The sequence below is a fragment of the Streptomyces xiamenensis genome (assembly GCF_000993785.3).
In the GTDB taxonomy this organism is placed as follows: domain Bacteria; phylum Actinomycetota; class Actinomycetes; order Streptomycetales; family Streptomycetaceae; genus Streptomyces; species Streptomyces xiamenensis.
Genome location: NZ_CP009922.3, coordinates 1,642,856 through 1,655,559 on the forward strand (window position 1 = coordinate 1,642,856; position 12,704 = coordinate 1,655,559).

The following is a 12,704-nucleotide window of genomic DNA, read 5'->3' on the forward strand; positions in this document are numbered from 1 at the left end:
CGGAAGGGGGTGAAACGTTCGCGTGATGAAGTCCACGTTTACGAGGTCATGTCAGGGGCCATAGGGCTCGCCCTCCACTCCCGATCGACAAGACGCGCAAGGAAAGGCAAATCCAGGCATAGGTCGCCCGAGGCGTCGCGGCACAACTGCGCCCGGTAATCTTTCACCGAACGGTCTTCACCTTTTCAGATGTTATTCATTCAAACCCTGATGGGCCTACGATGAGCACACAAACCGGTCACATGCCGGACGTCAGCGTCATCATCGCCGCCTACAACGCGATGCCGTACCTGACCAAGAGCATCACCTCCGCTCTTGAGCAGAGCATCGGCCGCGAGCGGCTGGAGATCATCGCTGTCAACGACGGCTCCACCGACAGCACCGGCGCGGAGCTCGACCGGCTGGCGGCCGAGAACCCCGCCACCATCACCGTCCTCCATCAGGAGAACTCGGGCAGTGCCGCCGGGCCCCGCAACCGGGCCCTGGACCACGCCACCGGCCGGTTCGTCTTCTTCCTGGACGCCGACGACTACCTCGGCACCGAGGCCCTGGAACGCATGGTCGGCGCCGCCGACCGCAATGACACGGATGTCGTCCTCGGCAAGACCATAGGAGTCGGCGGACGGAAGTCCCCGACCATGTACAAAAAGAGCGAGGAGAAGACCGACGTCTTCTCCTCGCGCGTCTACTGGACGCTCAATCCGATGAAGCTCTACCGCCGCGAGCTCATCGAAAAGCACCAGCTCCGCTTCGGTCACGATCTGAAAGTCGGCGAGGACCAGCCGTTCACCGCGCTCGCGTATCTGCGCGCCGCCGGAATATCGGTCGTCGCCGATTACGACTGCGTCTACTGGGTCCACCGCGAGGACGGCGGCAACACCACCAAGTCCGTCAAGGACCTCGACTCCCGCGTCCGCGTGCTGCAGCACATGATGCCGCTGGTCGCCGCCGAAGTACCGGAGGGCCCGCAGCGCGACCACCTGCTCCACCGGCACCTGGACACCGAACTGCCCTGGGTGCTGCGCCGGCTGCCGCAGGTCGAGACCCGCGCCCAGCAGGAACAGCTCGTCGCCGACCTGCGGCCGCTCTTCGAGACCTACTACAGCGACGCCCTGGCCGCGCGGCTGCCCGCCATGCTCCGGCTCCAGTGCCATCTCCTCCGGCACGGCATGCTCGACGAGCTCCTCGCCGTCCGCAGCTTCAACGAAGTCCCCGCCGCCGACCGCGTCTTCGACGTCACCGTCGAGGACGGCCGGGCCTACGCGCACTATCCCTACTTCCGCGACGCGACCGTCAGCATCCCGGACCGCGTCTACGACTACACCGACCAGCTCACCGTCCGCCAGGACCTCGGCCGCCTCCACCTCGACGAGGCCACCGCCACCCTGCACATCGAGGGCGAGGTCGCCCTGCACCGCGTGGAGCAGGAGCAGCAGGCGGCCCTCATCCTGCGGGAGCGGGAGAGCAAGGACGAGCACCGGATATCCCTGGACGGCCCCTCCCGCCTCGCCGTCCCGCTCCTCGGTGCCGCCGCCAACCAGCCGCTGCCCGCCGGAACCTGGGACGTCTTCGTCGCCCTCACCGTCGCCGGGGTCACCAAGGAAGCCCGCCTCGGCAGCCGTTCCGAGGACCTGGACACCGCCCCGGCCGACCACGAGCTGCGCGACGGCACCCAGCTCCGCCCGGTCCGCGCCTACTTCACCCCGCGCGGCAACCTCAGCCTCAAGATCGGGGCGCCCGCCGCCCGCCTCAAGCGCGAGCTCAAGCCGGACGCCGTCCGCTGGTCCCCCGAGGACCCCTCACGTCTCCTCGTCGGTGGGACGATGCGCGGCCTGGCCCCCGACGCGGAACACCTGCTGATCCGGCTCACCGACATCTCGGGCAGCCGTCAGGAGTTCACCATCGCCGTCGACCCGCAGACCGGTCGCTTCGAGCAGGCCGTCCCCCTCACAGCCCCCGGCGACTGGCGGGTTCAGTGGCTGCTCGATGTGCCGGGTGCCACCCCGCGCCGTGCCACCCGCGCCGTCTCCGTCCCCGAGGACCTGGGCGTCACCCAGTGGCGCCGTCGGCTCCTCCAGTTCTGGTACGCCAAGCCGCTGCCCGCCGGCAAGACCAAGATCCTCACGCTCCGGGTCGGCCGCAAGAGCCTCGTCAAGGGTCTCCTGCGGAAGTAGTCGCCCACGGGCGAGGGGCCCGGATCGCCACCGATCCGGGCCCCTCGACTCGCCACCACGGGACCTCTCTCAGAGGGAGGAGACACCGTCCACCGGCCCCGCCGGACGGTAGACCGTGACGGCCTGCCGGCGCTTGCCCAGCACCAGGGAGCCGCTGGTGAGTTCGGTGACCTCGCCGTCGTACGCGAACAGCACCTGCCGCTCCGCCGTCTCCAGCCGCAGCCGGGACACCTGCCCGGTCACCAGCACCCGCGAGTTGTGCAGCGTCCCGGTGAGCACCGCCAGCAGCAGCCGCGTCCTGGCCAGCGGCAGCGAGCCGTCGACCGTGCGGATGTCCAGCAGCCCGTCGTCGAGGCTCGGCCGGTAGCTGGGGGTGAACCCGGCCGGGTGGTAAACCCCGTTGCCCGCGAACAGCAGCCACAGCCGCCGCTCCACCCCGTTGATCGTGACCGTGGTGGGGCGGCTGGTGGCCAGGACGGCAGCCAGCGAGACCGCCAGCGCGGGCCACTTGCCGATCCACTTCCCCAGCCGCTCGCGCAGATGCACCAGTTCGGGGTAGACGCCCAGGCTGAAGGTGTTGAGGAAGATCTTCTCGCGGGCCCCGTCGGCCGAGGCCACCCGGCCCAGATCGACCCGGACCGCGTCTCCCGCCCGGACCGCCTGCGCCACCTGCTCCATCGTCTCGATACCCAGGTCGGCGGCGAAGTGGTTGAAGGTCCCGCCGGGGAAGACGGCGAGCGGAACCCCGTGCCGTACGGCGGCCCCGGCCGCCGCGTTGACGGTGCCGTCGCCCCCGCACACCCCCAGCGCTCCCCCGGCGCGGGCGGCGTGTTCCGCCGCCTCGTCCAGCAGCCCGACCAGGTCGTCCTCCGGCTTCAGGGTGCGGATGTCGGCCTGGGGCAGCAGGTCCCGCAGCGAGTCGTCCACCTGGCCGGTGAGCCCGGAGCCGGGGTTGACGACCAGCGAGAGCCCGGCCCCGTCCGCCAGCTCGGGCGCCGGAAGCCGGGGCTGTACGGCGGTGGCGGGCGCTTCCGGACGCGTCGGCCACCAGTGCGAGGTCAGTGCGGCGGCGGCGGCGCCGATCGCCACGCCCGCCAGCACGTCGCTGGGGTAGTGCACGCCGACATAGATCCGGGACAGCGCCACGGCCCCGGCCAGCGGGGCGATCAGCAGCGCGGCCCGGGGCGACTCCAGCGCCACGCCGAAGGTGAACGCGGCGGCCGAGGCGGAGTGGCCGGAGGGGAAGGAGGTGGTGTGCGGTGTCCTGGACAGCCGCCGGGCGACCGGCACCTGGTCGATGACGGGCCGGGTACGCCGGGTGGTCGGCTTGGCCACGAGATTGCTGACGGTGGAGGCGATGGCCAGCGATCCCAGCCCGCGCAGCGCCGCCCGCCGCGCGCTCCGGCCGCCGAACACCCCCAGTGCCGCCGCCGCCCCGGCCCACAGCACGCCGTGATCCGCTGCCCGGCTGAGCCGCGGCAGCACACTCTGCACACCCCGTGGCCGGGCCGCCGCCATCCGGGCGAACAGCGCACGGTCGAGATTTCGCGGAATGAAGGTACTGCCGAATGCGGTCATGCCGTCCCGCCTACCCGCGTCGCGGCGCGAGCAACGCACCGATCGACAAAGCTCCCCAGGCCAGCGACACCGCCACCGCCCCGCGCCGCCGCCAGACACCGTCCAGCGTCCGCCCCAGCACCACCGCGTCCCCGAGGTCCGCACCGATCCGTACCAGGGCCGCCGTCGTCAGCGCCGGCCCCTCGGGTGCGAGGACGAGGGCCGCGCCCGAGACGGCGTCCCGCAGCCCCACCGGTCGCAGGGCGGCGTCCACCCGTGCGTCCTGCCCCAGCCCGGAGGGCCGCGCCAGCAGCCGCGGCCGCACCGCGACCGCCACTCCGTACACCGCGGTCGCCGCCCCGATCACCCGCAACGCCGTGCTGTCCATACGCGCCCGCCCCTCCTGATCCGCCGGTCCTGTCATCAGCGCACTGTCGTCAGCCCACTGTGCACCCGCCTACCCCACACAGGTACGCCGGACACGGCAACCGGAGCACACCGGCGGCGCAGCGCGGGCGGCGCAGCCCGGTCCGCCCTACGCTGAGCGTGCTCCCGCACCCCATCCCGCACCCACCCACCGGCCCCGCCCGAAAGCCGAGGACGGACATGGCGGCACGGACACACTGGCTCTTCGGGGATCAGCTGGGCCCCCGCTTCATCGACCCGCGCCACGGCGGCCCGGACCGCGGCGCGCCCCTGCTGATGATCGAGGCCCGCTCGGTCCTGGGCCGCCGCCGCTTCCACCGCGCCAAGGCCCATCTGGTGCTCTCGGCGATGCGGCACCGCGCCGCCGAACTGGGCGACCGGGTGCGCTACGTACGGGCCGACACCTACCGCGAGGGGCTGCGCGAAGCCCTGCGGAAGGGAGAGCGGCTGACCGTCCACGCCCCCACCTCCCGGGCCGCCGCCGCGTTCGTCGCCGCACTGGACGGGGTGGAGGTGCTGCCGGCGCGCGGCTTCCTGACGTCCCGGGAGGATTTCCGGTCCTGGGCGCAGGGACGCGAGGAGCACGGCCTGCGGCTGGAGGACTTCTACCGGCGGGTCCGCAGGTCCCACACCCTGCTGATGGACGGTGCCGACCCGGCCGGCGGGCACTGGAACCTGGACCACGAGAACCGCGAGCCCCCGCCCCGCGACCGCTCCCGGCTGCCGGTGCCCCCGCCCTGGCGGGCGAAGGAGGACGCGATCGACGAGGAGGTACGGCGCGACCTGGACCGCTGGGAACGCGAGGGCTCGGTGTCCTTCGTGGGACGGGACGGTCCGCGCCGCTTCCCGGCCACCCGGCGGCAGGCCCTGGCGGCGCTGCGGCACTTCATCGAGCACCGGCTGCCCACCTTCGGCGCGCACGAGGACGCCATGCTGGCCGACGACGGGGTGCTGAGCCACAGCCTGCTGTCCAGCTCGCTCAACCTCGGCCTGCTGGACCCGGCCGAGTGCGTGGGCCGCGCGGAGCTCGCCTGGCGGTCCGGGAGCGCCCCGCTGAACAGCGTGGAGGGCTTCGTACGGCAGATCGCCGGCTGGCGCGAGTTCGTGTGGCAGCTGTACTGGCACTTCGGCCCCGACTACCGGCACCGCAACGAGCTCGGCCACCGGGCCCCGCTGCCCGACTGGTTCCTCGAACTGGACGCGGACGCCCCCGACGCCCGCTGCCTGTCCACCGTGCTGGCCCAGGTACGCGACACCGGCTGGACGCACCACATCCCCCGGCTCATGGTGCTGGGCAGCCGCGCGCTCCAGGACGGCTGGGACCCGGCCGCGGTCACCGACTGGTTCCACCGCTGCTTCGTGGACGGCTACGACTGGGTGATGCTGCCGAACGTGGTGGGCATGTCCCAGTACGCGGACGGCGGCGCGATGACCAGCAAGCCGTACACCTCGGGCGGCGCCTACATCCACCGGATGAGCGATCTGTGCGACGGCTGCGCGTACCGCCCCTCGGACCGTACGGGCGACCGCGCCTGCCCGTACACCACCGGCTACTGGGCCTTTCTCCACCGCCACCGCGACCGCTTCGCCCACCATCCGCGGATGGCCCGCGCGATCCACACCCTGGACCGGCTGACGGACCTGCCCGAGGTGCTCGACCTGGCGGCGCGGCGCGGTACGGCGGCTCCCTGAGGCGTCAGACCAGCTTCAGCCCGTCCAGCCACCGCAGCGTGCCCGAGGTGAGCAGCCGCAGCGTCTCCTCCTGGCTCACCGGCGCCGACTTCGGCGTGCCGAAGGTGTGGTTGGCGTGCGGCACAGGAACCACCTTCACCTTCGACGGAAACTCCTCGGGCGTGCCGAAGGGGTCCCTCTCGCCCTGCACGACCAGCAGGGGTGCCCTCACCGCCGCGAGTTCGTCCGCCCGCGAGCGTTCGGGCCGCCCGGGCGGGTGCAGGGGGAAGGCCAGCGCCAGCACCGCGTGCGCGCCCAGTTCGGCGGCCGTGCGGCAGGCCACCCGGGCCCCCGCGCTGCGTCCGCCGGCGATGATCGGCAGCTCCATGCCTTCCAGCGCGGGCCACAGCGCCCGCCAGGCCGCGTCCAGGGTCTTGGGCGCCGGGGCGACCCGCTTGCCCGCCACCCGCCAGGGCTGCTCCACCAGTGCGACGGTCACGCCCCGGGCGGGCAGCTCCGCCGCCAGCGCCACCAGGTCCTGGGCCTCGATCCCGCCGCCCGCGCCGTGCCCGAGGGCCAGCACCGTACGGGCCTTCGCCGCCCGGTGCCAGGTGATACGGGCCTCCCCCGCCGGGGTGTGCACTGTCTCGATCATGCCGTTCAGTGTGCGGCAGAGCGGCGCGCGACCCCGACCGGCACGCGCCGACGCGGGTCCCGGGTCACGGCGGAACCACTGCCGGGGACGCCGGAAGGGCCCGGATCGTCTCTCGATCCGGGCCCTTCCGTGTACGCCGTCCGCTCGTCCTACCGCGTCGTCCCCACCCGGGCACCGGGCAGCACGTCCGTGTAGTCCGGGGAGGCCGGCACCGGCTCCGCCGTCGTGCCCAGCGGGAAGGCCCGCAGGCCCTTCTGGTACAGCGCCTCGACCGCGCCGTTGAACCGCTCCGTGGAGGACGGCTCGTCCGCGCCCAGCAGGTACTCCTTGAGCTGGGTACGCCGCCGCGCCATCGGATCCGCGCCGACCGGTCCGCGCACCCGGCCCAGGATCTCCGAGAGCTCCTCGCACTCGCTGCCCAGCAGGTACGCCGCACCGGCCGTCGGGTTCTGGAGCCGGTACTCCTGCGGGTCCATGTCCTCGGCGTTGGTCACCACGTACGGCTTGCGGCTGGCCACGAAGTCCGAGATGACGCTGGACATGTCGCTGATCAGCAGGTCCGCGTGGTTGAAGCAGTCGTACAGCGAGGGCAGCCGGCCCTTGACGATCAAGTGCTGTCCGCCCTGGTAGTCATCGCTCCAGAACAGCTCGCTCCACGCCTGCCGGATCACCTCGATCTCGGCCCGCAGGTCCCGCTCGGGCACCCGCGCGTCGCGGGTGCGCTGCAGCCGGTCGCCATCGATCACCGCGCCGGACAGCTCGGCCATCCGCGCCTCCAGCCGTGCCAGCTCCCGCTCGGTCTCGGCGACCCGCGCCGGATCGCGCCGGGCGGCCCGCCGGACGTTGTCCTCGGTCAGCAGCCGCTCGATGAGCGCGTCGGCCGCCGCGGCCTCGGCGGAGCGCTTGCCGGTCAGCGGGTGCGGCTTGTAGATGACGCGCACATCGCCCTGTTCCAGCAGGCCGCCGATGATGGCCTCGCCCATCGGGATCACCGACGTGTGGCAGGCGTCGTCCGTCCAGCCCTCCCACGTCGGGCCGTACAGCACGGTCAGGCCCTCGCCCGTACCGCGCTCGCCGACCAGCCGCTCCCCCGCGGGCCGGACCTCCGACAGCTGCGGGCGTCCCACCTCCACGATCGAGGAGTCGCTGATCGCGTGGCGCACCCGCTGGTAGCGGTCGCGCCCGGCCTTGCCGGCCACCCATATCTCGTCGAACACCCGGCTGACCCGGTTGCTGCTGGCCAGCTTGTCGCTGTCGCCGTGCCCGATGAAGACGTGCTGGATCTCGGCCCGCTGGAGCATGTGCACGTTCTTGCCGGCGTTGCCGGGGTAGAACGCCACCCGCACGTCGGAGAGGTCGAGCTGCGCCAGGTCGTCGGCCTTGCGCACGCACACCACCGGCAGCCGGGTCTGCTCAAGGCCCCGCATGGCCGCCGTCTCGCGCAGGATGATCACGCCGCGACGGTCCATCTTCTCCATCGCGTCGACCCACATGTTGACCTGGTACATGAAGTCCTGGCCGCCGGCCGCGAAGGTGAAGTACAGCGCCACCTCGGGCCGGTACTCGGCCAGATTGCGGTTGACGACGTCCAGCACCTCGGCCGGGTCGGGCAGCCGCAGGTTGCGGAAGGCGTGCCACGCGGCGTGCACCAGCGATATCAGCACCGGCAGCGGCGCGAGCGCGGCCAGGAGCATCCAGGCCTCGTCGGCGCCGGCCACGACGGCCGCCGCGCCGGCCGCGAGCAGCAGCTCGGGGCCCGGGATGCGACTGAGGCCGCGCGGGCTCAGCAGCGAGCTGCTGGGCAGGTCCGGGATCCGCCGTGCCAGCGCGCCCATGTCCATGTTGAGCGCGGCCACCGGCAGGTTCCGCCGCCGTACCCGGAAGCTGACCAGCGGCTGCTGGCAGCTGTTCGCCAGGAACAGCACGGCGGCGCACACCGCCAGGATCCGCACCCCGGGGAGCTCCTGGGAGAGCGCCAGGGCGACCAGCAGCAGCAGCCGGTACAGCTCCCGTATCCGCTCGCCGAACCCGAACCGCCGCATCAGACGGTTGAAGTAGCGTCCGCGCTTGCGCAGGGCCCAGTCGGCCGCGTAGTTGAGCACCAGCGCGGTGAAGAAGACCGCCTCGTTGCCGTCGACAACGGTCGCGGAGAGCGCCGCGGCGCTCACCACGTAGACCACGAGCAGGATGCTTGGCCAACGGCCACCGCGCCCGATCAGTCCGGCCAGCATTCGGGTTATCACCTCGGAGTAGATGGTGTGATCAGGTGATTGCGTCCGCTCACGCGGTGCCGCCACCCTGCAAGGCGGCCGCCAGCGCCCGGTCGAAAGAGCCCGCCGCGGTCGCGTCGGCCGTCGGGTCCTGCTGCCGCACATCGATGACGTGCCCGGTCAGCCCCGACAGCAGCACGTCCAGGGAGGTACGGGCCACCGCCTCCGAGGACAGCAGCGTACCGGCGGGCTCCTGCCCGAACGCCTTGGTACGCATCGGGGTGGCCGTACGCTCCGGGTTCACGCAGTTCACCCGCACCCCGTCGCCCGCCCACTCGTCGGCCAGTGCCTGGGTGAGGTTCACCATGGCGGCCTTCGTCGACGAGTACAGGCTGTACTCGGCGCGACCGCGCGTGTAGCTGCTGGAGGTGTACAGCAGCAGCTGTCCGCCGGTCTGCGCGAGGTACTGGTGCGCGGCCCTGGCGATCCGAACCGGCGCCAGGTAGTTGACGGTGAGCGCTTCCTCGATGACCGAGTCGTCGGTCTCGGCGAGCTTCCCGATCCGCAGCACGCCGGCCGTGTTCACGACGTAGTCGATGCGGCCGGTCTCGGCGTGCGCCTTCGCCAGCGCCGCCTCGATGTCCGCCGGGTTCTCCACGTGGGTGCCGGTCGTCGAGCGCCCCAGCGGGTAGGTCACGGCGCCGTAGCCGGCCGCAAGATCGGCGATGTCCTTGCCGATGCCGTACGAGCCGCCGAAGATCACCACGGTCTTGCCGGCCAGCCGCTCGCGGTACGCCGCCTCGTCCGCGACCTGCGGGACGGCGGTGGTGGCCAGCTGGAACAGCTTGTCGGCGATGAAGACGTCGACCGGCTGGGTGACCTTCATGTTGTACTCGTCACCGGGCACCACGTGGATCGGCACGTCCGGCAGGTACTTCAGCACCACCGAGCAGTCGTCGGTGGCCTGGAAATTCGGGTCACCGGCGGCTATCTCGTAGGCGCGGCGGATGGTGGAGAGCTTGAACGCCTGCGGGGTCTGCCCGCGGCGCAGCCGGGAGCGGTCGGGGACCTCGGTGATGAACTCACCGTCCTCCCCGTGCGTCCGCGTCACGATGATGGTGTCGGCGGACGGAATGGCCACGTCCACCGCCCGGTAGCGCTCCAGGGCGGCCACGCAATCGCTGATGACGCGCTGCGACAGCAGCGGGCGCACCGCGTCGTGGAACAGGAGGTTGCGCTCGTCCGCGCTCTCGCCCTCGGCCAGCGAGGCGCCCACGGCGGCGATGGCGCGCTCGGTGGTCTCGTTGCGGGTGGAGCCGCCCTCGATGACCTGCGTCACCTTGGTCAGGCCCGCCTTGGCGACGATCTTCTCGATGTCCGCCACATACCCCGGGGTCATCAGCACGATGATGTCGTCGATGTCCGACGACTCCTCGAAGATGGCCAGGGTGTGCTCGATGACGGCCTTACCGGCGATCTTGATGAGCTGCTTGGGTATGGAAAGACCCACTCGCTGACCGGTGCCACCCGCAAGAACGACCGCGGTGGTACGAGGGCGAGCCCCGTTGGCATGCATAGACAAAACCGCTCCCGCCGGTTTGAAGAAGTGTCGCGTACGCGAGTAGAAGGTTAACCCCTGCGGAAGACTGACTTGTCATACGGATGAAGCGTTGTCGCCCGTTACCGGCTTGTGACGACAATCATGTACTCTGGCCGGCTTCGCTCGCTTCACTGTTCCTCACGAAGCCGGCCGTCATCACGCCGCTCGTCCCGCAGTTTCGGCAATATCAGCCGAAGGGGCGGAATTCATCATATTCACGCTGAATGTCCCCGGCGTCCTTGTCCTCGCGTTCCGCCTCCCGGTCACGGCGCCGCTGCACCGCCGGCCGCTGCGGGTCCTCCATGCGCCGGTCCTCGCCGCGCCGTCCCAGCAGTTCGGCGCCGCCTGCCATGGTGGGCTCCCAGTCGAACACCACCGCGTTCTCCTCGGGACCGATCGCGACCCCGTCGCCCTGCCGCGCACCGGCCTTGAGCAGCGCCTGCTCCACCCCGAGCCGCTCCAGCCGGTCCGCGAGATAGCCGACCGCCTCGTCGTTGCTGAAGTCCGTCTGACGCACCCAGCGCTCGGGCTTCTCGCCCCGCACCCGGAACAGGGCATCGCCCTCCCGCCGTACGGTGAACCCGGCCTCGTCGACCGCCTTGGGACGGATGACGATCCGGGTCGACTCCTCCTTGGGCTGGGCCGCCCGGGCCCCCGCCACCAGCTCGGCCAGCGCGAACGACAACTCCCGCAGCCCCTTGCGGGACACCGCGGACACCTCGAACACCCTCAGCCCGCGGGCCTCCAGGTCAGGCCGGACGATGTCCGCGAGATCCTGGCCGTCGGGGATATCGGTCTTATTGAGCACGACCACCCGCGGCCGGTCCGCGAGGCCGCCATAACTGGCCAGCTCCGCCTCGATCACGTCGAGATCGGACAGCGGCTCCCGCTCCGACTCCAGTGTGGCGCAGTCCAGCACATGCACGAGCACCGAGCAGCGCTCCACATGCCGCAGAAACTCCAGGCCGAGACCCTTGCCCTCGCTCGCGCCCGGGATAAGTCCCGGCACATCCGCGATCGTGTACACGGTCGACCCGGCGGTCACCACACCCAGATTCGGCACCAGTGTGGTGAACGGATAATCAGCGATCTTCGGCTTGGCCGCCGAAAGCACCGAGATCAGCGACGATTTACCGGCACTGGGATATCCCACCAGCGCCACATCCGCCACCGACTTCAATTCCAGGACGATGTCCCGGGACTCACCGGGCTCACCCAGCAGCGCGAACCCGGGCGCCTTGCGCCGCGCCGACGCCAGCGCCGCGTTGCCCAGACCGCCGCGTCCGCCGGCCCCCGCCACGAAGGTGGTGCCCTCGCCGACCAGGTCGGCCAGCACCTCACCACTCTTGTCCATCACCACCGTGCCGTCCGGCACCCGCAGCACCAGCTCCTGGCCGTTGGCGCCGGTACGGTTCCCGCCGCCGCCCGGCTTGCCGTTGGTGGCCTTGCGGTGCGGACTGTAGTGATAGTCCAGGAGTGTGGTGACCTCGTGGTCGACAACCAGCACCACATCTCCACCGTGGCCGCCGTCGCCACCGTCCGGGCCCCCCAGCGGCTTGAACTTCTCCCGGTGCACGGAGGCGCAGCCGTGGCCCCCGTTACCCGCGGCGATGTGCAGTTCGACGCGGTCCACGAAGGTGGTCATGACGGATGCCTCCCGGCGATCAATACGTATGGATCAGGTGTCGGATGTCGGACAGTCGGATGCCGGACCCCGAAGGTGCCAACACGACGAGGGCGGATCCGCTTCCCGGCTGTACGCCGGTAAAGCTGATCCGCCCTCGGGAGTACTGAAATCGTCCCCGTGGTTACTCGGCGACCGCGGCCGGAACGATGTTCACGACCTTGCGGTCACGGTAGCGGCCGAACTCCACCGAACCGGCCTGCAGCGCGAACAGCGTGTCGTCCTTGCCACGGCCGACGCCCTTGCCGGGGTGGAAGTGGGTGCCCCGCTGGCGGACCAGGATCTCACCGGCGCTCACGACCTGACCGCCGAAGCGCTTCACGCCGAGAAACTGGGGGTTCGAGTCGCGGCCGTTCCGAGTGGACGACGCGCCCTTCTTGTGTGCCATGTCAGCTCAGTCCCTTACTTCGCAGCCGGGGCGGGGATGCCGGTGATCTTCAGCTGGGTGTGCAGCTGACGGTGACCGATCCGCTTCCGGTAGCCGGTCTTGTTCTTGTACTTCTGGATCCGGATCTTGTCGCCCTTGTGGTGGTCGACGACCTCGGCGGTCACCTTGACGCCGGCCAGCACCCACGGGTCGCTGGTGACGGTCTCACCATCGACAACGAGCAGCGTGGAGAGCTCGACGCTGTCGCCGACCTTGCTGCTGGAAAGACGGTCAACCTCGATGACATCGCCGACAGCAACCTTCTGCTGACGGCCGCCGGTGCGCACGATCGCGTACACG

The 12,704-nt window shown here is 71.1% G+C and carries 10 protein-coding genes; 2 read left to right on the plus strand and 8 right to left on the minus strand.

What is annotated here, in order from left to right; translation table 11 throughout:
* Nucleotides 1-242: 242 nt before the first annotated feature.
* Entirely contained in the window at nucleotides 243-2,174 is a 1,932-nt protein-coding gene (locus SXIM_RS07515) for a glycosyltransferase family 2 protein (RefSeq protein WP_053116128.1), read from the plus strand.
* Between the two features lie 69 nt (nucleotides 2,175-2,243).
* Here the strand turns inward: SXIM_RS07515 and SXIM_RS07520 are convergent, their stop codons facing one another.
* Nucleotides 2,244-3,752 carry a bifunctional phosphatase PAP2/diacylglycerol kinase family protein gene (locus SXIM_RS07520; RefSeq protein ID WP_046723362.1) on the minus strand — a complete coding sequence of 503 codons (1,509 nt, stop codon included), beginning with the start codon at nucleotides 3,750-3,752 and terminating at the stop codon, nucleotides 2,244-2,246.
* 10 nt (nucleotides 3,753-3,762) lie between these two features.
* Nucleotides 3,763-4,119, minus strand: a complete 357-nt coding sequence (locus tag SXIM_RS07525) for a hypothetical protein (RefSeq protein ID WP_030725699.1) — start codon at nucleotides 4,117-4,119, stop codon at nucleotides 3,763-3,765.
* Nucleotides 4,120-4,337: 218 nt separating this feature from the next.
* Between SXIM_RS07525 and SXIM_RS07530 the strand changes: the two genes are divergently transcribed.
* Nucleotides 4,338-5,849, plus strand: a complete 1,512-nt coding sequence (locus SXIM_RS07530; protein ID WP_046723365.1) for a cryptochrome/photolyase family protein — start codon at nucleotides 4,338-4,340, stop codon at nucleotides 5,847-5,849.
* 4 nt (nucleotides 5,850-5,853) lie between these two features.
* Here SXIM_RS07530 and SXIM_RS07535 read toward each other — a convergent pair whose 3' ends face one another.
* The 6 genes from SXIM_RS07535 to rplU form a co-directional block, all read right to left on the minus strand.
* A complete protein-coding gene (locus tag SXIM_RS07535) occupies nucleotides 5,854-6,483 on the minus strand; it encodes an alpha/beta hydrolase family protein (RefSeq protein WP_046723366.1) in 630 nt (209 codons plus the stop codon).
* Nucleotides 6,484-6,632: 149 nt separating this feature from the next.
* The gene (locus SXIM_RS07540; protein ID WP_046723368.1) at nucleotides 6,633-8,714 is read right to left on the minus strand and encodes a hypothetical protein; all 2,082 of its coding nucleotides are present in this window, start codon (nucleotides 8,712-8,714) and stop codon (nucleotides 6,633-6,635) included.
* A 49-nt stretch (nucleotides 8,715-8,763) separates the two neighbouring features.
* Nucleotides 8,764-10,269 (minus strand): bifunctional cytidylyltransferase/SDR family oxidoreductase, encoded by a 1,506-nt coding sequence (locus tag SXIM_RS07545; RefSeq protein ID WP_107046925.1) that lies wholly within the window; start codon nucleotides 10,267-10,269, stop codon nucleotides 8,764-8,766.
* A gap of 211 nt (nucleotides 10,270-10,480) precedes the next feature.
* A complete protein-coding gene (gene obgE, locus SXIM_RS07550; protein WP_030725684.1) occupies nucleotides 10,481-11,938 on the minus strand; it encodes a GTPase ObgE in 1,458 nt (485 codons plus the stop codon).
* A gap of 163 nt (nucleotides 11,939-12,101) precedes the next feature.
* Entirely contained in the window at nucleotides 12,102-12,365 is a 264-nt protein-coding gene (gene rpmA / locus SXIM_RS07555) for a 50S ribosomal protein L27 (protein ID WP_030725681.1), read from the minus strand.
* Between the two features lie 14 nt (nucleotides 12,366-12,379).
* The gene (gene rplU, locus SXIM_RS07560) at nucleotides 12,380-12,703 is read right to left on the minus strand and encodes a 50S ribosomal protein L21 (RefSeq protein WP_030725678.1); all 324 of its coding nucleotides are present in this window, start codon (nucleotides 12,701-12,703) and stop codon (nucleotides 12,380-12,382) included.
* Nucleotide 12,704: the final 1 nt, after the last annotated feature.

Bases quoted from the DNA above. Each gene is read 5' to 3' on its own strand.
- SXIM_RS07535 (WP_046723366.1), bottom strand. From the start codon at position 6,483: ATGATCGAGACAGTGCACACCCCGGCGGGGGAGGCCCGTATCACCTGG.
- SXIM_RS07515 (WP_053116128.1), top strand. From the start codon at position 243: ATGCCGGACGTCAGCGTCATCATCGCCGCCTACAACGCGATGCCGTAC.
- obgE (WP_030725684.1), bottom strand. From the start codon at position 11,938: ATGACCACCTTCGTGGACCGCGTCGAACTGCACATCGCCGCGGGTAAC.
- SXIM_RS07520 (WP_046723362.1), bottom strand. From the start codon at position 3,752: ATGACCGCATTCGGCAGTACCTTCATTCCGCGAAATCTCGACCGTGCG.
- SXIM_RS07525 (WP_030725699.1), bottom strand. From the start codon at position 4,119: ATGGACAGCACGGCGTTGCGGGTGATCGGGGCGGCGACCGCGGTGTAC.
- rpmA (WP_030725681.1), bottom strand. From the start codon at position 12,365: ATGGCACACAAGAAGGGCGCGTCGTCCACTCGGAACGGCCGCGACTCG.
- SXIM_RS07530 (WP_046723365.1), top strand. From the start codon at position 4,338: ATGGCGGCACGGACACACTGGCTCTTCGGGGATCAGCTGGGCCCCCGC.
- SXIM_RS07545 (WP_107046925.1), bottom strand. From the start codon at position 10,269: ATGCATGCCAACGGGGCTCGCCCTCGTACCACCGCGGTCGTTCTTGCG.
- SXIM_RS07540 (WP_046723368.1), bottom strand. From the start codon at position 8,714: ATGCTGGCCGGACTGATCGGGCGCGGTGGCCGTTGGCCAAGCATCCTG.